The organism is Citrobacter sp. Cc139 (assembly GCF_030334645.1).
Classification (GTDB): Bacteria; Pseudomonadota; Gammaproteobacteria; order Enterobacterales; family Enterobacteriaceae; genus Citrobacter; species Citrobacter werkmanii.
This window is the reverse complement of the sequence record NZ_JAOWDM010000090.1, coordinates 60,065-78,302: the sequence shown is the minus strand read 5'-3', so window position 1 is coordinate 78,302 and position 18,238 is coordinate 60,065. Positions and strand designations below refer to the sequence as shown.

18 protein-coding genes are annotated in these 18,238 nt (G+C 52.6%); 12 read left to right on the top strand and 6 right to left on the bottom strand.

Annotated elements, in window-relative coordinates:
* The first annotated feature begins 145 nt into the window (after window positions 1-145).
* From hemA to kdsA, 6 genes are read left to right on the top strand one after another with little or no spacing between them, the layout of a single operon-like run.
* Entirely contained in the window at window positions 146-1,402 is a 1,257-nt protein-coding gene (gene hemA, locus OGV69_RS16550) for a glutamyl-tRNA reductase (RefSeq protein WP_038641154.1), read from the top strand.
* A gap of 40 nt (window positions 1,403-1,442) precedes the next feature.
* Window positions 1,443-2,525 carry a peptide chain release factor 1 gene (gene prfA / locus OGV69_RS16545; protein ID WP_038641152.1) on the top strand — a complete coding sequence of 361 codons (1,083 nt, stop codon included), beginning with the start codon at window positions 1,443-1,445 and terminating at the stop codon, window positions 2,523-2,525.
* Window positions 2,525-3,358, top strand: a complete 834-nt coding sequence (gene prmC, locus OGV69_RS16540) for a peptide chain release factor N(5)-glutamine methyltransferase (protein ID WP_069324662.1) — start codon at window positions 2,525-2,527, stop codon at window positions 3,356-3,358. Before prfA ends, prmC begins: the two co-directional genes overlap by 1 nt.
* Window positions 3,355-3,747 carry an invasion regulator SirB2 gene (gene sirB2, locus OGV69_RS16535; RefSeq protein WP_069324661.1) on the top strand — a complete coding sequence of 131 codons (393 nt, stop codon included), beginning with the start codon at window positions 3,355-3,357 and terminating at the stop codon, window positions 3,745-3,747. Before prmC ends, sirB2 begins: the two co-directional genes overlap by 4 nt.
* 3 nt (window positions 3,748-3,750) lie before the next feature.
* On the top strand, window positions 3,751-4,560 hold the full coding sequence (sirB1, locus tag OGV69_RS16530) for an invasion regulator SirB1 (protein ID WP_069324660.1): 810 nt from the start codon (window positions 3,751-3,753) through the stop codon (window positions 4,558-4,560).
* 35 nt (window positions 4,561-4,595) lie between these two features.
* Entirely contained in the window at window positions 4,596-5,450 is an 855-nt protein-coding gene (gene kdsA / locus OGV69_RS16525; RefSeq protein ID WP_038641145.1) for a 3-deoxy-8-phosphooctulonate synthase, read from the top strand.
* Between the two features lie 46 nt (window positions 5,451-5,496).
* Here kdsA and bdcA read toward each other — a convergent pair whose 3' ends face one another.
* Entirely contained in the window at window positions 5,497-6,210 is a 714-nt protein-coding gene (bdcA, locus tag OGV69_RS16520) for an SDR family oxidoreductase (RefSeq protein WP_069324659.1), read from the bottom strand.
* Window positions 6,211-6,282: 72 nt separating this feature from the next.
* Here bdcA and OGV69_RS16515 point away from each other — a divergent pair, with 72 nt between their 5' ends.
* Both OGV69_RS16515 and OGV69_RS16510 read left to right on the top strand, forming a co-directional pair.
* On the top strand, window positions 6,283-6,873 hold the full coding sequence (locus OGV69_RS16515) for a TetR/AcrR family transcriptional regulator (RefSeq protein WP_038641141.1): 591 nt from the start codon (window positions 6,283-6,285) through the stop codon (window positions 6,871-6,873).
* Between the two features lie 28 nt (window positions 6,874-6,901).
* On the top strand, window positions 6,902-8,593 hold the full coding sequence (locus OGV69_RS16510) for an amidohydrolase (protein ID WP_069324658.1): 1,692 nt from the start codon (window positions 6,902-6,904) through the stop codon (window positions 8,591-8,593).
* A gap of 55 nt (window positions 8,594-8,648) precedes the next feature.
* Here the strand turns inward: OGV69_RS16510 and chaA are convergent, their stop codons facing one another.
* The gene (chaA, locus tag OGV69_RS16505; RefSeq protein ID WP_038641137.1) at window positions 8,649-9,749 is read right to left on the bottom strand and encodes a sodium-potassium/proton antiporter ChaA; all 1,101 of its coding nucleotides are present in this window, start codon (window positions 9,747-9,749) and stop codon (window positions 8,649-8,651) included.
* 274 nt (window positions 9,750-10,023) lie between these two features.
* On the opposite strand from chaA, the gene chaB reads away from it, so the two are divergent.
* Complete coding sequence (gene chaB / locus OGV69_RS16500) at window positions 10,024-10,254, top strand: putative cation transport regulator ChaB (protein WP_038641135.1); 231 nt, start codon at window positions 10,024-10,026, stop codon at window positions 10,252-10,254.
* Between the two features lie 196 nt (window positions 10,255-10,450).
* A complete protein-coding gene (locus OGV69_RS16495) occupies window positions 10,451-11,146 on the top strand; it encodes a gamma-glutamylcyclotransferase (protein ID WP_069324657.1) in 696 nt (231 codons plus the stop codon).
* 54 nt (window positions 11,147-11,200) lie between these two features.
* Here OGV69_RS16495 and OGV69_RS16490 read toward each other — a convergent pair whose 3' ends face one another.
* Both OGV69_RS16490 and OGV69_RS16485 read right to left on the bottom strand, forming a co-directional pair.
* Entirely contained in the window at window positions 11,201-11,446 is a 246-nt protein-coding gene (locus tag OGV69_RS16490; RefSeq protein WP_038641131.1) for a DUF1883 domain-containing protein, read from the bottom strand.
* A gap of 261 nt (window positions 11,447-11,707) precedes the next feature.
* Window positions 11,708-12,061, bottom strand: a complete 354-nt coding sequence (locus tag OGV69_RS16485) for a DsrE/DsrF/TusD sulfur relay family protein (RefSeq protein ID WP_069324656.1) — start codon at window positions 12,059-12,061, stop codon at window positions 11,708-11,710.
* 208 nt (window positions 12,062-12,269) lie between these two features.
* On the opposite strand from OGV69_RS16485, the gene OGV69_RS16480 reads away from it, so the two are divergent.
* Window positions 12,270-13,655: a YchO/YchP family invasin gene (locus OGV69_RS16480; RefSeq protein WP_069324655.1), complete on the top strand. Its 1,386-nt coding sequence runs from the start codon at window positions 12,270-12,272 to the stop codon at window positions 13,653-13,655.
* Window positions 13,656-13,676: 21 nt separating this feature from the next.
* On the opposite strand, the gene narL is transcribed toward OGV69_RS16480, so the two are convergent.
* The gene (gene narL / locus OGV69_RS16475) at window positions 13,677-14,327 is read right to left on the bottom strand and encodes a two-component system response regulator NarL (RefSeq protein WP_038641125.1); all 651 of its coding nucleotides are present in this window, start codon (window positions 14,325-14,327) and stop codon (window positions 13,677-13,679) included.
* Window positions 14,320-16,116: a nitrate/nitrite two-component system sensor histidine kinase NarX gene (gene narX / locus OGV69_RS16470; protein ID WP_069324654.1), complete on the bottom strand. Its 1,797-nt coding sequence runs from the start codon at window positions 16,114-16,116 to the stop codon at window positions 14,320-14,322. The genes narL and narX overlap by 8 nt, the downstream gene beginning before the upstream one ends.
* A 339-nt stretch (window positions 16,117-16,455) precedes the next feature.
* Here narX and OGV69_RS16465 point away from each other — a divergent pair, with 339 nt between their 5' ends.
* Window positions 16,456-17,847, top strand: coding sequence for a NarK family nitrate/nitrite MFS transporter (locus OGV69_RS16465; protein ID WP_038641122.1), 1,392 nt, complete (start codon window positions 16,456-16,458; stop codon window positions 17,845-17,847).
* Window positions 17,848-18,238 lie beyond the last annotated feature (391 nt).

Here is an 18,238-nt window from a genome sequence, read left to right as displayed (position 1 = left end):
CGTCTACGTTCAAGTTATCTTAAATCGCTTAAATTTGTGCGCTAAGCTATTACTCCAAAAGGGGGCTGTCTCTTTTATTGACCGCACGCATCCTGTATGATGCACCCAGTCTAACCTTATCAACGCTGGTACTATTCCCGCTCACATGACCCTTTTAGCGCTTGGTATTAACCATAAAACGGCACCTGTATCGCTGCGAGAACGCGTAACGTTTTCGCCGGATACGCTCGATCAGGCGCTGGACAGCCTGCAAGCGCTGCCAATGGTGCAGGGCGGGGTAGTGCTGTCGACATGTAACCGCACAGAGATTTACCTCAGCGTGGAAGAGCAGGATAACCTGCAAGAAGCGCTGATTCGCTGGTTGTGCGAATACCATAATCTTAATGAAGAAGATCTGCGCAATAGCCTGTACTGGCACCAGGACAATGACGCCGTCAGCCATCTGATGCGTGTTGCCAGTGGTCTGGATTCGCTGGTGCTCGGCGAGCCGCAGATTTTGGGACAGGTGAAAAAAGCCTTTGCGGATTCGCAGAAAGGCCACCAGAACGCCAGTGCGCTGGAGCGCATGTTCCAGAAATCGTTCTCTGTCGCTAAACGCGTCCGTACCGAAACCGATATCGGCGCCAGCGCTGTTTCCGTGGCTTTTGCCGCCTGTACGCTGGCGCGGCAGATCTTTGAATCGCTCTCCACGGTAACCGTGCTGTTAGTCGGCGCAGGCGAGACCATCGAGCTGGTCGCGCGTCATTTGCGCGAACACAAAGTGAAGAATATGATCATCGCCAACCGTACGCGTGAACGCGCGCAGGTGCTGGCGGATGAAGTCGGCGCCGAAGTGATTTCATTAAGCGATATCGACGCCCGCTTGCAGGATGCCGATATTATTATCAGTTCAACCGCCAGTCCGCTGCCGATTATCGGTAAAGGAATGGTAGAGCGTGCGCTTAAAAACCGTCGCAACCAGCCTATGCTGCTGGTGGATATCGCCGTACCGCGCGATGTCGAGCCGGAAGTGGGCAAATTGTCCAACGCCTACTTGTACAGCGTTGACGATCTGCAAAGCATCATTTCGCATAACCTGGCGCAGCGCAAAGCGGCTGCTGTGGAAGCTGAAACGATTGTAGCGCAGGAAACCAGTGAGTTTATGGCCTGGCTGCGTGCCCAGGGCGCAAGCGACACTATCCGCGAGTATCGCAGTCAGTCAGAACAGATCCGTGATGAACTGACCGCCAAAGCGTTGGCCGCTCTTCAACAGGGCGGTGATGCGCAAGCCATTATGCAGGATCTGGCCTGGAAACTGACTAACCGCCTGATCCATGCACCAACCAAATCACTTCAACAGGCCGCCCGTGACGGGGATAGTGAACGCCTGAATATTCTGCGCGACAGCCTCGGGCTGGAGTAGCAGCACACCAATCTTATTTTTACAGGGTGCATTTACGCCTATGAAGCCTTCTATCGTTGCCAAACTGGAAGCCCTGCATGAACGCCATGAAGAAGTTCAGGCGCTGCTCGGCGATGCGGGTACTATCGCAGACCAGGAACGTTTTCGTGCACTGTCGCGCGAATATGCCCAATTAAGCGATGTATCGCGCTGTTTTACGGACTGGCAACAGGTTCAGGAAGATATCGAGACGGCTCAGATGATGCTCGACGATCCTGAAATGCGTGAAATGGCGCAGGATGAACTGCGCGAAGCAAAAGAGAAATGTGAACAGCTGGAACAACACCTGCAGGTTCTGCTGTTACCGAAAGATCCTGATGACGAACGTAACGCCTTCCTCGAAGTGCGCGCGGGAACCGGTGGTGATGAAGCGGCGCTGTTTGCCGGCGATCTGTTCCGCATGTACAGCCGTTACGCTGAAGCACGTCGCTGGCGGGTTGAGATCATGAGCGCCAGCGAAGGCGAGCATGGCGGATTTAAAGAAGTCATTGCCAAGATTAGCGGCGAAGGCGTTTATGGCCGACTGAAATTTGAGTCCGGCGGTCATCGCGTGCAGCGCGTCCCGGCGACGGAATCACAGGGACGAATTCACACCTCTGCCTGTACGGTCGCGGTCATGCCGGAACTGCCGGATGCTGAACTGCCGGACATCAACCCGGCCGATCTGCGTATTGATACCTTCCGCTCATCAGGCGCAGGGGGCCAGCACGTTAACACCACCGACTCCGCAATCCGTATTACCCACTTGCCAACCGGCATCGTGGTGGAATGTCAGGACGAACGTTCACAGCATAAAAACAAAGCGAAAGCGATGTCGGTGCTGGGGGCGCGCATTCGTGCGGCCGAAGTGGCAAGGCGTCAACAGGCGGAAGCCTCTGAACGTCGCAACCTGCTGGGCAGTGGCGATCGCAGCGATCGTAACCGCACCTATAACTTCCCGCAGGGGCGCGTGACCGATCACCGCATTAACCTGACGCTCTACCGTCTGGATGAAGCGATGGAAGGCAAACTGGATATGCTCATTGAGCCAATTGTCCAGGAATACCAGGCCGACCAACTGGCGGCATTGTCCGAGCAGGATTAATGGACTATCAGCACTGGCTGCGTGAAGCGATAAGCCAATTACCGGCAAGCGAAAGCCCGCGCCGTGACGCAGAGATTTTACTCGAGTTCGTTACCGGTAAGGGGCGCACCTTTATTCTGGCTTTTGGCGAAACGCTGTTAACCGAGGCGCAGCGTCAGCAGCTCGACACGTTACTGGAGCGGCGTCAGCGGGGCGAACCCGTGGCGCACTTAACCGGCGTTCGCGAGTTTTGGTCGCTGCCGCTGTTTGTATCGCCAGCCACGCTGATTCCGCGTCCGGATACCGAGTGTCTGGTGGAGCAGGCGCTGGCTCGCTTGCCAGCCTGTGCATGTCGCATTCTCGATCTGGGGACCGGTACGGGCGCGATTGCCCTGGCGCTGGCAACCGAGCGTCCGGATTGCGCGGTGACGGCGGTTGATCGGATGCCGGATGCCGTGGCGCTGGCTATGCGTAATACGCAGCACCTGGCTATCGACAATGTTCGCGTGCTGCAAAGCGACTGGTTTAGCGCTTTGCAGGGGCAGCAGTTTGACATGATTGTCAGCAATCCGCCGTACATCGACGAACAGGATCCGCATCTGGCGCAGGGCGATGTGCGCTTTGAGCCGCTGTCGGCGCTGGTGGCGGGCGATCAGGGGCTGGCGGATATCGTACATATTATCGATCGGTCTCAGCACGTGTTAACGCCAGGCGGCTATCTGTTGCTGGAACATGGCTGGCAGCAGGGTGAGGCCGTGCGCGATGCCTTTACGCGCGCCGGTTATCTGGCGGTTGAAACCTGCCGTGATTATGGCGGCAACGAGCGAATTACGCTTGGACGCATCCCATCATGAGTACCATCAGTGTGTTACTCAACGTTCATCTCATCAGCATTGCGCTTTCCGTTAGTCTGCTGACGCTGCGTTTTTGGTGGCGTTACACCGACGCGCGTCTAGCCCGTGCCCGCTGGACGCGCATTGTGCCGCCGGTGGTGGATACCGTTTTATTACTCAGCGGCGTGGCGTTAATGGTTAAAACGCACATCCTGCCATTCACCGAACAAGGGACATGGCTGACTGAAAAGCTGTTTGGGGTTATCATTTACATCGTTTTGGGTTTTATTGCGCTCGATTACCGTCGGGCGCGCAGCCAGCAGGCGCGATTAGTCGCATTTCCGCTGGCGTTGGTGGTGCTGTACATCATCATTAAACTCGCCACCACAAAAATACCGTTACTGGGGTAAGTCATGAGGTCGTTAGCTGATTTCGAATTTAATAAAGCGCCATTGTGTGATGGGATGATCCTGGCGTCGGAGTCTATCCGTCTGGATTTTCCAACACAAACTGTCTATGACGAACTGGAACGTCTGGTCAGTCTGGCGCAAGAAGAAATTAGCCAGCTCCTGTCTCAGGATGAGCAACTGGAAAAACTGCTGGCACTTTTTTACGGCGAATGGGGGTTTACGGATACCCACGGCGTCTATCGTCTTTCTGATGCACTATGGCTCGACCAGGTTCTGAAAAATCGTCAGGGCAGTGCGGTGTCGTTGGGCGCGATCTTATTATGGATTGCCAACCGACTGGATCTGCCGCTGGTACCGGTGATTTTCCCGACACAACTCATCCTGCGCATTGAATCGCTTGATGGCGAAATGTGGCTAATCAATCCGTTCAATGGCGAAACGTTAAATGAACACACGCTGGAAGTGTGGCTGAAGGGGAACATCAGCCCGGTCGCGGAACTGTTTAATGAAGATCTGGATGAAGCGGATAACGCAGAAGTGATCCGCAAACTGCTCGACACGTTGAAATCATCGCTGATGGAAGAGCGGCAAATGGAACTGGCGCTGCGAGCCAGTGAAGCATTATTACAGTTTAATCCTGAAGACCCGTATGAAATACGCGATCGGGGATTGATATATGCGCAACTGGAGTGTGAACATGTTGCGCTGACAGATTTAAGTTATTTCGTTGAGCAGTGTCCGGAAGACCCGATCAGCGAAATGATTCGTGCGCAGATTAATGCCATTTCGCACAAACAAATTGTATTGCATTGATTAATGACACTTTACCTACCGTTTAAGGCGATCCTATGAAACAAAAAGTGGTTAGCATTGGCGACATCAACGTGGCAAATGACCTGCCGTTCGTGCTGTTTGGCGGAATGAACGTGCTGGAATCCCGCGATCTGGCGATGCGCATTTGTGAGCACTACGTAACCGTTACTCAAAAACTGGGTATCCCTTACGTGTTCAAAGCCTCCTTTGATAAAGCCAACCGTTCTTCCATCCACTCTTACCGTGGACCGGGCCTTGAAGAAGGGATGAAAATCTTCCAGGAACTGAAGCAAACTTTTGGCGTAAAAGTGATCACCGACGTTCACGAAGCCAGCCAGGCACAGCCTGTTGCTGACGTGGTGGATGTGATTCAACTGCCGGCATTCCTCGCTCGCCAGACCGATCTGGTGGAAGCGATGGCGAAAACCGGTGCCGTTATCAACGTGAAAAAACCGCAGTTCGTAAGTCCGGGTCAGATGGGTAATATCGTGGATAAATTCCATGAAGGCGGTAACGATAAGGTTATCCTGTGTGACCGTGGCGCGAACTTCGGCTATGACAACCTGGTTGTGGATATGCTGGGCTTTAGCGTGATGAAAAAGGTCTCTGGCAATTCGCCGGTGATTTTCGACGTCACCCATGCGCTGCAGTGCCGCGACCCGTTTGGCGCCGCAAGCGGCGGCCGTCGTGGTCAGGTGACTGAACTGGCGCGCGCGGGCATGGCGGTAGGTCTGGCAGGCCTGTTTATTGAAGCGCATCCGGATCCAGCCAATGCTAAATGCGATGGTCCATCCGCACTGCCGCTGGCGAAACTGGAACAGTTCCTCACGCAGATCAAAGCGATTGATGACCTGGTGAAAAGCTTCGACGAGCTCGATACTGAGAACTAAGACAGCTGAACAGGCCGGGGCACTTGTCTCCGGCCTGTTATTACTGTCAGGCGCCAAACGCCCCATCAATTGTATGCATAGCTCCCGTCACAAACCCGGCCTCCGGACCAGCCAGCCAGGCAACCATTCCGGCCACTTCTTCTGGTCGACCGTGTCGTTTTAGCGCCATAAAGCTGTGCATCAGCTCTTTCAATGGACCTTCTGCTGGATTAGCGTCAGTATCAATGGGACCCGGTTGCACTACGTTGACTGTAATGCCACGCGCGCCGAAATCACGGGCCAGCCCTCTTGCCAGGCCTTGCAGAGCAGACTTGCTTAACGCGTAGGAAGCCATACCGGCAATTGGCATACGATCGCCGTTCACTGAACCAATAATGATAATCCGCCCGCCGTCAGGCATTTGTCGTGCCGCCTCTACTGCCGCGTACCAGGGCGCGTGGATATTAATGCGGAACAGGCGCTCAACGTCATCGGGATCCTGCTCCAGCGGGTCGCCGAACAGCACAATCCCTGCATTCACCACTAACACATCCAGCGGGCCGCTTTCCCGTACCCGGTTAATGACGGCATCGCGATCGGCGCTATCGGTTTGCGTCGTGTGGGAACCTGTTTCATCCGCAAGCGCTTTTGCAGCGTCTGCGGAGCCTGAATAGGTAAAGGTAACCGCTGCGCCATCTGCGGCGAAACGGCGCACAATAGCCGCGCCAATCCCCCGACTGCCGCCAAGAACCAGAACTGATTTGCCGTTAAATGGGGACATGAGATACTCCTTGAACAATTATGTAGTGATCGATATATAATTGGTGCATGGTTTTCTGTCAATGGATTTGTAATGAGCACTACAAAATGTTCGCGCGCCCCAGGCCGACCACGTAATTTTGATCCGGAACTGGCTGTTGCCAAAGTACAGCCCTTATTTCACGCGCATGGATACGACGCTGTGAGCGTAGCGGATGTTACGCAGGCCCTGAACATCAAACCCCCCAGTTTTTATGCCGCTTTTGGGAACAAAATCGGTCTTTATGAACGCGTACTTGGTCGCTATGTACAAACCGATGCGATCCCGTTTGATGACATTTTGCGTTCTGACAGACCGGTTGCCGAAAGCCTTGCTGCGTTGCTTGAAGAGGCGGCGCGACGCTATGCCGCGGATCCGCATGCGCCTGGTTGTTTGGTTCTGGAGGGCACGCATAGCAACGATCCGCAGGCGCGGCAGGTGGCCCGGGCTTTCTACTCGGTTGCAGAACATAAAATTCATGACTTTATTGCACAGCGCCATCCCGAAGTGGCTGATAGTCTGACCGATTACATCAGTACCACGATGCTTGGTCTGTCGGGAAAAGCCCGTTGTGGGCATACGCTCGAACGTTTGCTATCCAGCGCACACATCGCCAGCCAGGCGGTGCTGCATCAGCTTTCCTGATTTTCATCACATGAAAAGGTAGATAAATATGATGGGTAAACTGGGACTTTGCTTTAATACTCCCCCTCCGGCTATGCGCAACGTAGCGTTGGCCGCAATTCTGATAGGAATTTCATTTCTGGCGCATTCTCAGGACAAGGCCGACGTTATTTTGTATAACGGCAAGTTGATTACCATGGATGAACAACAACCCAATGCGCAGGCGCTGGCGGTAAAAGGGCGGCATATTATTGCGGTGGGTAATAATGAAACGGTGAAAAAATGGTCCGGACCGAACACGAAGGAAATTAATCTTACGGGGCAAACCGTTATTCCGGGGTTAATTGATGCGCATCTGCATGGCATTCGGGGGGGAAGGACATTTTTATTTGAAACCTACTGGTTTGATACTAAAAACTTACCCGATGCGTTAAATAAACTGTCGCAATCTGCGGCAAAGAAAGACGCAGAGCAATGGGTGGCGGTGGCGGGTTCATGGATACCGGAACAATTTGCTGAAAAGCGGGATCCGACGGTTCAGGAACTGAATCAGGTGCTGCCTCATCATCCTGCGTATATACAAAGTCTTTATGACTATGCTTTGTTAAATCAAAAGGCTATCGATACCCTAAAACTTAATAGTCCACAGCCGGATGTTCCGGCAGGGATCGTGATAGAACGCGATGATAAAGGGCTGGCAACGGGGAAATTGCGCGGGACCATTGGCCGTTTTAACCAGCTTTTCGCCCAGATTAGCCAGACTGGCGATGTGGAAAAGAACCTTAACGCCTTTGTACGTTATTTAAATAAACGCGGCGTGGTCGGGTTTATCGATCCTTCTGCCGGGCATGAGCAAGCTTATCGTGATTTCTTTAAACTTCAGCAGCAGCAACCTCTCAGGATACGCGTTGGATATCGTTTATCCGCACCGCCTGGTAATGAAACGGAATGGTTTAAACAACGCCTGGCGTTTCGCCCGGCAATGCATGATGACGGCAGAATAGCCTTTCTGGGCTTCGGTGAAAGCCTGGTGATGGCAATGAATGATGGCGTGCGGATGTCATCTGGGTTCACGTCCTCAGCAGAGTCCCAACAAGAACAATTAAAGGTGCTTCAGCTTGCCGCCAAAGAAGGTGTTGCCGTTGAAATACATGCTTATACCGATGACAGTGCGGATGCGATTTTAGATGTCATTAGCGAGGTGGCTAAATCGCATGATATTGCGCCGTTGCGCTGGTCGATTGCGCATCTTAATACCGGTACGCCCGAAACGATTGCCCGCATGAAGAAACTCGGTTTAGCCTACTCTGTCCAGATGGGGCCATACTTTGAATCTCCCGCCATTGAACGCGCAAATGGTAAAACGGTGGCGGCGCTATCATCGCCAGTGCAACCCGCGCTAGAGCAGGGGGTAATCGTTGCCGGCGGTACAGATGCGACGCGGATTGGCGTTGCGGGAGTGTGGCATGCCATTGAATATCATGTCACAGGTAAAGCGCTCGACGGCTCAGTACGCCATGACACCCGCCAGTTAAGTCGGGAAGATGCGTTAAAAATGTATACCCGAAATGCCGCCTGGCTGGCTTTTGCTGAACAGCAAAGAGGAAGTTTGCAAGCAGGTAAGCTCGCCGATTTTGCGGTGCTGAATCAAGATATTATGGCTATTGCGCCAGACAAGCTGCATCAAACGGAATCGTTATTAACGTTTGTCGATGGCCAACAGGTTTATCCGGAGCAATAAACGCGCTAAAAGAAAACGGCCCTGCAAAGGGCCGTGGATCCCGCCAAACTAGTTATCAGGCAAATATCGTCATCAGATAGGCGACAAATAGCGCCAGATGCGCGGCGCCGTTAAGCACATTGGTTCGTCCGGTGGAGAAAGAGATGTGGCACAGTACCAGCGACGAGACCATGACAATCATCTCTGGCGCGCCCAAAGCAAACACCAAATCATTCCCTGTTGCCCACGCTATCAGCGTCACTACCGGTACGGTGAGTGAAATAGTGGCTAATACTGAACCGAAGAACAAATTCATCGCCCGCTGTACCTGATTGTTCAGCACCGCTTTCAGCGCCCCCAGCCCTTCAGGGGAGAGGATCAACAGCGCCACCAGGAAACCGGTAAATGCCACGGGCGCATTGAGTTCAGTCAGCAAGGTTTCCAGTGGACTGGCGTTCATCTTGGTGACGGCGATAACGGCGATCAGGTGAATGATGAGCCAGGCTGCGTGCCATATATTACTGTGCGCTGACGGCTTACCGTGATGCGGATCGTCGTCGTCACCCTCATCTTCATGCTCGTAAATGAACAGGCTCTGGTGCGTTTTTGTTTGAATCAACAAGAATACGCCGTACATTGCCGCAGAAATGAGCGCCACCAGTAGCGCCTGCGCAGTAGTAAAATTGGCTCCCGGTAACGCCATTGGAAACACCAGCACAATAATGGCCAGTGGAAACAGGGCGATTAAATACTGCTTAATACCAAACAGGTTCATATACTGAGTGGCAAATTTGCGGCCGCCCAGCAGTAATGAAAAACCGACTAAACCGCCGGTGACGATCATAATGATCGAGTACAGCGTGTCGCGCATTAGCGTAGGCGCGGCATCGCCGGTCGCCATTAATGCGGAAATTAAACTGACTTCAAGAATAACAACTGACAGACTGAGAATCAGCGAGCCGTAGGGTTCGCCAAGTCGATGTGCTAATACGTCCGCATGACGGACAACGCTGAATGCGCTGCTTAATATACCAACAAGGGCCAGCGCATTAATACCGATGACCACTGGTAGTGACTGACTGCTCCCCCATAAGAACAGTACTACCAGCGCCAAAATCGGGAAGACGAGAGAGGTCTCCTTGTGGCGGGTTTTTACCGCCTCATGTAGTTGTGTCATTAAGTTAATTCTCCATCTCTGCAGGTATTTATAATTATAAAAGTATTAAAGAATGTAAAAAATAACAGAAAAAGCGGTTTTGCAGGTGACATTTTACGAAATTTTACCGCATCGCTTATTTTCCATCTCTAAGTGGCCAAAAACAAATGTCTTGTTTATAGAGTATTTAATTAACAGAAGGTTAGATGAGGTAGTAATTTAAAAATGTTCATTATTGGCGCATCGCAGCATTGTTAACCACACTTAAGGTTTAGTCCAAAAAGAGGAGTTCACAATGCCCTATAAATCGAAAAGCGATCTGCCTGACAGCGTACAGCATGTTCTGCCATCCCATGCTCAGGACATCTATAAAGAAGCCTTTAACAGCGCCTGGGAACAGTATAAAGATAAATCTGACCGTCGCGATGATGCCACTCGCGAAGAGACAGCGCACAAGGTGGCGTGGGCGGCGGTGAAAAATGATTATCAAAAAGGTGATGATGATAAATGGCATAAAAAGACGTAACGGTATCAATTATAATGCCTTTATAAACTAGCCTGAGTCATCCGTTAGCGAATCGTGCTACGCCGCGCCGTTACTGGCTTGCAAGCGAGCGGTGAATTGCCTATTGTCCAGCTATTGGTTTCAAAATGAGCAGTAAAAATGCCCGGAAGGCGTCAAAAAAGTTGTCGCAGGGAAGCTGCAGTGGCGGAGGTGTAAGGTGTTAACGCGTGATTTTTTATTGAATGCCGACTGTAAGACGGCGTTTGGCGCTATTGAAGAATCACTACTCTGGTCAGCGGAACAACGGGCAGCCTCACTGGCCGCCACGCTTGCTTGCCGACCAGATGATGGACCGGTGTGGATCTTCGGTTATGGATCGTTGATGTGGAACCCGGCCTTAGAATTTGAAGAGTCCTGTACCGGGACATTGGTCGGTTGGCACCGTGCATTTTGCCTGCGTCTGACGGCGGGGCGAGGAACGGCCTGTCAGCCGGGACGGATGCTGGCCCTGAAAGAGGGTGGACGCACTACCGGTGTGGCTTATCGCTTACCAGACGCATCGCTGGAGCAAGAGCTTTCTCTGCTGTGGAAGCGTGAAATGATCACCGGTTGCTACCTGCCGACCTGGTGTCAGTTGGCGCTGGATGACGGACGGACGGTGAACGCGCTGGTCTTTATTATGGATCCGCGCCATCCGTTGTTTGAGTCGGATACCCGCGCGCAGGTGATCGCGCCGCTTATCGCTACGGCCAGTGGACCTTTAGGCACTAATGCCCAGTATCTGTTCTCGCTGGAACAAGAACTGGTGAAGCTGGGAATGCAGGATGATTGTCTTAACGATTTGGTGATTACGGTCAAACGATTGTTGGGAGAGAACCTGCCGGAAGGGATTATACGACCAGGTTTTGCATAGCGTCGGCGGAGTGTTGTGTGCCCGACAGCCAGGTGCTTATCGGGCATTTCACGATTACGCTGCAATAAAACTTATCGAATGCTCAAGCGACTGACTGTGGCTGTCGATCAGCACGTTCCAGACGCCGGTATAAGGTACGGTCAACCATGCGTTATCACGGTCCTGCACGCTTAAGATGTCGGACTGCGTGTCTTTGACGTGATTTTTCTCGCTCATCAGATGGATGTGACAGCGCTCGGAACAGCGCACAACCACCGTATCGCCACCAAATAACTTTAAACTCGCCTTCACTAATGCCATTTTTCACCCCGTTCTTGAAAACAACGTACTTTCTGTCGAAAGTGCTGCGTGATGTTGTTCACATTTCACTCATTGCATAACACCAAAGGGGGAGCAACAGGATGCTGATTTTGATCAAAAAATGGCATAACGATTAAACAAAAGTGACAAAATTCCTCAAGACGGTTGAAAGGGCGTGCTAACGTTCAACGAAACCGCGCCCATCTAAGATAAAATCCGGAAATTTCCGGCGCTTTCAGTGCGCGTGCCTGTAAGGCACTGTCAGAAGGTCAATACTTTATCTGCATCCAGCGTCCATTGCGCCAGTTCTGGCAGCGTGCCCACGGCGACGCCATCAATTAAAGGCAGGTCGGTGATCCCACGACCATCAGTGCAGGTTTTGCACAGTTTTACCGGAACGTTTTGCGCTGTCAGGATCTCCAGCATTTGCTGAATATTGTATCCTTCCGCCGGTTTCTGACCGCGTAATCCCGCCGTAACCGCATCCGACATTAAAAACAGACGCAGATCGAGACCGGCTTCTTGTTCACGCAAGGCGATGGCCAGACGCAGGCTGTTAAATAACGATTCGCTTCCATAGGCCGCACCGTTCGCGACGATCACTATCTTTTGCATTTTGACTCCTGTTGTCGGATGGGAGGGATAATTCCTGGCGTGTATGGTACTCCCTGTACCAGATATCGAAAAGAAAGCATGTGGCTACCCCTGATTATTCGGGTCAGAAAATCCCGAAAACGGGGATAAAGGCTGCAATTAATTGCTGCAGACGTTATGGTTTAGGTTAAGTGTGCCTGATTAATTGATTTAAGAAATAACTAACGATTTGAGCCGTATTATTTATTTTCCTCTCGCCGTATTTGCACTCTTGCCACTGGCAGGGGGTACTGCCAGCGCACAATCCTCTTTTATTCAGCAGGCTGAAAACCCATTCGATAACAATAGCGATGGCTTGCCCGATCTCGGTATGGCGCCGGAATCGCGGGCAGGCGAAAAGCATTTCGCCGAAATGGTGAAAGCATTCGGTGAAGCCAGTATGACCGATAACGGCCTTGATACCGGCGAGCAGGCGAAGCAGTTCGCGTTTGGTCAGGTACGTGACACGGTCAGCGAACAGGTGAATCAACAACTGGAATCCTGGCTCTCTCCCTGGGGAAACGCCAGCGTCGGGTTGCAGGTTGATAAAGAGGGCAGCTTTACCGGCAGCCGGGGAAGTTGGTTTATTCCGTGGCAGGACAATCAGCGCTATCTTACCTGGAGCCAGTTAGGCTTAACGCAACAGGATGAGGGCTTAGTCAGTAATGCGGGAATTGGGCAGCGCTGGGTACATGGCGGTTGGCTACTGGGTTACAACACGTTTTATGACAATCTGTTGGATGAAAATCTGCCCCGGGGCGGCTTAGGGGCAGAAGCGTGGGGCGAGTATTTACGTTTATCCGCTAACTACTACCAGCCGTTTTCCTCCTGGCAGAATCGTTCCACCACACAGGAACAACGGATGGCCCGCGGCTACGACCTGACCGCGCAAATGCGGATGCCGTTCTATCAACATCTCAATACCAGCGTCAGCGTAGAACAGTATTTTGGCGACCGGGTGGATCTGTTTCATTCAGGAACCGGGTATCACAATCCGGTAGCGGTGAACCTCGGGCTGAGCTATACGCCGGTGCCGCTGATTACGATGACTGCGCAGCATAAGCAGGGTGAAAATGGCGTCAGTCAGAATAACCTCGGATTAACGCTGAATTATCGTTTCGGCGTTCCGTTAAAAAAACAGCTGATGGTTAGCGAGGTGGCGAACAGCCGCTCGCTGCGCGGCAGTCGTTATGACGATCCGCAGCGGAATAGTTTGCCGACGCTGGAGTATCGCCAGCGTAAAACCCTGTCGGTATTTTTGGCCACGCCGCCCTGGGATCTCAAGCCGGGAGAAACGGTGGCGCTGAAGGTACAAGTGCGCAGCCTGCATGGGATTCGCCATCTTGCATGGCAGGGCGATACTCAGGCGCTGAGCTTAACCGCTGGCAGCAGTACCCGAAGCGCACAGGGCTGGACGATTATTATGCCGAAGTGGGACAGTAGAGAAGGGGCGACAAACCGCTGGCGGCTGTCGGTAGTGGTAGAAGATGAACTGGGCCAGCGTGTCTCTTCCAATGAGATCACGCTATCACTGACCGAACCGTTTATCAGCGTTTCGGCAAATGATCCTCGTTAATCATGATGCACGACTTCGTTATCAGAAAATGCGTTCCTGATGCACCCAAACCGCCGCTTCTACGCGTGATTTGAGCTTCATTTTCTTCAGCATATGCTTCACATGAACTTTAACCGTGCTTTCGGTGATGTCCAGACGGCGGGCAATCATCTTGTTAGGCAGGCCCTGGGCAATAAGTTTGAGAATATCGCGCTCACGCGGCGTCAACTGGGTGACATCACGGTCAGACGTCGCGCGGTTGGCGCGCAGGCTGGCGGCCAGAACCGGCGTTAAGGCTTCGCTCAGTACCATTTCACCGGCGGCGGCCTGCTGTAATGCTTTCAGTAAATCTTCCGGCTCCATATCTTTCAGCAGGTAACCATCCGCGCCGCGTTTCAGTGCGGTAACGACATCTTCTTCATGATTGGATACGCTAAACACCACGATGCGGCCAGACAGGGACTTTTCACGCAGCTTGTCGAGGGTTTCCAGACCGTTCATGCCGGGCATGTTGAGATCAAGCAGGATCAGATCGGGATCAAGAGATTCAGCCAGCTCGATACCCTGTTCGCCATTGCTGGCTTCACCGACAACGGTGATATCCTGCGCCATGCTGACAAGCTGTTTTACACCGGTTCGCAGCATCGGATGATCGTCGATCAACAGGATGGTTGCCGGTTCCAGATTACTCATGGGTATCTCCTTGGACTTCTGTGAAGTTTGTTTCGGGAATAAAAGTGACAGTAACTTCAGTACCGCCTGTCTCACGACGGCGTACTCGGCAATCGCCGCGCAAGCTCTGCGCACGGTCGCGCATTATTATCATGCCGTAGTGGTTACTGCGTTCGGCGTTTTCCGGTACGCCGCAGCCGTTATCTTGTACTGTGAGTTTGATCTGTTTGCCATTTTGCACCACCGTCACGACGACTTCATCAGCATGGGAGTGCTTCAGGGCGTTGCTCAGGGCTTCACGAGCAATTTGTAATAAGTGAATCGCCTGATGCGAAGGGACCAGGCGCGGCGGCAACTGATAGTCCAGCTTAACCGCAAAACCAAAGCGGGCGCTGTATTCCTGACAGCTGGCTTCCAGCGCGGGTCGCAATCCGGGTTCGGTGAGCTGTAAACGGAAGGTCGTTAACAGCTCACGCAGTTGCGCCCACGAGGCGTTCAGTTCATTACGAATCTGGCTAAGCAGTTCGCGGCTATTCTCGGGCAGCGCATCGCCCTGCATCTGCAAACAGCTAACCTGCATCTTCATACATGAAAGCGATTGTGCAATAGAATCATGGAGTTCGCGCGCAATGGTGGCACGCTCTTCCATCACGATCAACTGCTGCTGGCGCTCCTGATGTCTGTCGAGCGCCAGCGTCGCGGTCAGTTGCTCAACCAGGGTATCGACCAGTTGTTGCTGATCGTGGCTGAGATGGCGTCCGTTCGGCAACGTAGCGAGCAGGATACCATACTGGGTATGCGCGTCGGCCAGCCGCCATTTCAGCGTGATACCACCGTCTATCGCGGGCAACGTACCGCGTGGGCACAGATGACATCCTTTCTCATCGCAACTGACATTGGACTGACAGGTAAATTCCTGATGATTATCTTCATCCTCCAGATCATAAACCCGCAGCTCAATATCATGTAGCAGGGTCAAATTCTGCAGGCCGTTCAGCACCGGAGAGAGGCGTTCACACAACGGCACCTGAGAATGCAGGCGTCGGTTGGCTTGCCACAGAAAAGAGAGGATCTGATTTTTATGCTCCAGCCCGGCCGTTTTCTCCTGCACCCGCTGTTCCAGTACCGCATAACTTTCAGCCAGCTCTTCCGACATATTATTCAGCGCCGAGCCCAGAGCCGCCATCTCATTACGCCCGCTGATATGCGCACGTTGGGTAAAATCACGTTGGCTGACGGCTCGCGCCATCGCCAATAGCTGTTTCCATGGTTCCAGCAGACGTACGCGTAGCCAGATAATGGTGAAGACCAGCAGTAAGGCCATAAATGCCGCCATCAGGCGATGTAGCAGGACGACGCGTTCAATGCGTAATTCGGTGGTATGGTCGAAGGCGGTAACCAGCTTATCCAGCCCAACGACAAAGCGCGTTACATCTTGCGCTACCGCATCAGGCGTTTGCGCGTGGGCAAGCCCTGGCGCCAGCTCAGTGTGCCAGTAATCCTGTAATGCTTTTAACTGCGCCTGTTGTCCATCGCGCTGTGCGGCTCGCGTTAACTCTGGACTAAACGCCGTTTTCTCCATTTCATCCAGTAGCGGTTGATCGTCGGCTTCCAGGGGTACCGCCGCCAGCAGACGATAACTCTGCATACGCAGCGAGCCGGCTTTGTTAATTGCATGGGCGCTACCCTGAACGCCCTGAACCAGCCAACCGGAGACAGCCATACCTGCCACGCCGATGGCAGTAGACAATAAAACAATCAGCGCCACCTGGTTGACCAGCGTAAGCGGGGAGAGACAACGTTTAAACATGGTGACTTGTTCCTTCGGGTCTTCGTAGAACAGAAACCCTTTTGAATAACGGTTCTGCTGCAGGCAGTGGCGTTATTCTCGGCGATACACTGGAGTATACCCATACCTCAAACGGGCTACCTCTTAATTGCCAGCCAAGGGGGAGGTCATGGGTCGGGGGGAGTAGAAGACGACAGAAGCGTGAAAAACCACATCTTTTTTACCGAAGTAATGTACTCATTTAGGGTGATGATAAATTTCAGGCATGAATAATGACACCTTTTCCTTTGATTTATATCAACTTACCTCCAGCTGTAAACCCTAAGGTTGCAGGCATCGAAACAAGTATCAGAGGTGTCTATGAGTCACTCATCTGCCCCGGAAAGGGCATCTGGAGCTGTAATTACAGAATGGCGGCCGGAAGATCCTGTCTTCTGGCAACAGCGTGGTCAACGAATCGCCAGCCGTAACCTGTGGATTTCCGTCCCTTGCTTACTGCTGGCGTTTTGCGTGTGGATGTTATTTAGCGCCGTGGCGGTGAACTTACCGAAAGTCGGCTTTAATTTCACCACGGAGCAATTGTTCATGTTGACGGCGTTGCCGTCGGTTTCCGGCGCGCTGCTGCGTGTGCCGTACTCTTTTATGGTTCCCCTGTTTGGTGGACGCCGCTGGACGGCATTCAGCACCGGTATCCTGATCGTCCCATGTGTATGGTTAGGTTTTGCGGTGCAGGATACCACCACGCCATTTAGTACCTTTATTATTATCTCCTTACTGTGCGGTTTTGCCGGTGCGAACTTTGCATCAAGCATGGCGAATATCAGCTTCTTCTTTCCAAAACAAAAGCAGGGCGGTGCGCTGGGTCTGAACGGTGGTCTGGGCAACATGGGCGTCAGTGTAATGCAGTTGGTTGCTCCGCTGGTGGTCTCACTGTCAATCTTCGCTGCATTTGGTAGCCAGGGCGTTGAGCAACCGGATGGCACGCAATTGTATCTGGCAAACGCCGCATGGATTTGGGTTCCGTTCCTCGCTGTGCTGACGCTGGCTGCATGGTTTGGTATGAACGAACTGGCAACCTCAAAAGCGTCATTGAAAGCGCAATTGCCGGTGCTAAAGCGCGGGCACCTGTGGATCATGAGCCTGTTGTATCTGGCAACCTTCGGTTCATTTATCGGCTTCTCAGCCGGTTTCGCGATGCTGTCAAAAACGCAGTTTCCTGAGGTACAGATCCTGCATTACGCCTTCTTTGGCCCGCTGATTGGCGCGCTGGCGCGCTCAGCTGGCGGTGCAATTTCTGACCGCCTGGGCGGAACTCGCGTGACGCTGGTGAACTTCGTGTTGATGGCTCTCTTCAGTGCCTTGCTGTTCCTGACGCTGCCAACCAATGGCGTAGGGGGCAACTTTACCGCTTTCTTCGCGGTGTTCCTGGCGCTGTTCCTGACGGCCGGTCTGGGCAGTGGTTCAACCTTCCAGATGATCTCCGTTATCTTCCGCAAGCTGACGATGGACAGAGTGAAAGCGGAAGGCGGGTCAGAAGAGAAGGCGATGCGTGAAGCGGCAACCGACACTGCGGCTGCGCTCGGTTTTATCTCTGCCATTGGCGCGATTGGCGGCTTCTTTATCCCCAAAGCATTTGGTACTTCCCTGGCGTTAACGGGCTCACCTGTTGATGCGATGAAAGTCTTTGTGATCTTCTATGTCGCCTGCGTGGTTATCACCTGGGCGGTGTACGGACGTCATTCTAAAAAGTAAAAAAGTGGTATACACAAAATCATTCGAATTGCGTCAAGGCGGCAAGTGAGAAATCCCCAGGAGCTTACTGTAGTAAGTGACTGGGGAGAACGAGCGCAGCCAACCCAGAGGCAGTTTGAAGGATGAAGTGTAGGTTGATTATCCATTGCGCGGCGTTAGACCGCGCTTTTTTTTGCCTGCTATTAGTTACAACATACTCTTGTGCTGTGACATGACAACATTCTGTGAGAACGGTGCTCGCAATATGCCTGGCAGGGGGGATACCCCTTAATACCCACTTATAAAGAATTTAACATTTGCATGATAAGTGGATTTGAAAAAGTTATTTAAATTCAATGTGTTAATTAATTCACTGATATCCCACTTAGGGGGTATGTGAAAAACGCCCCTC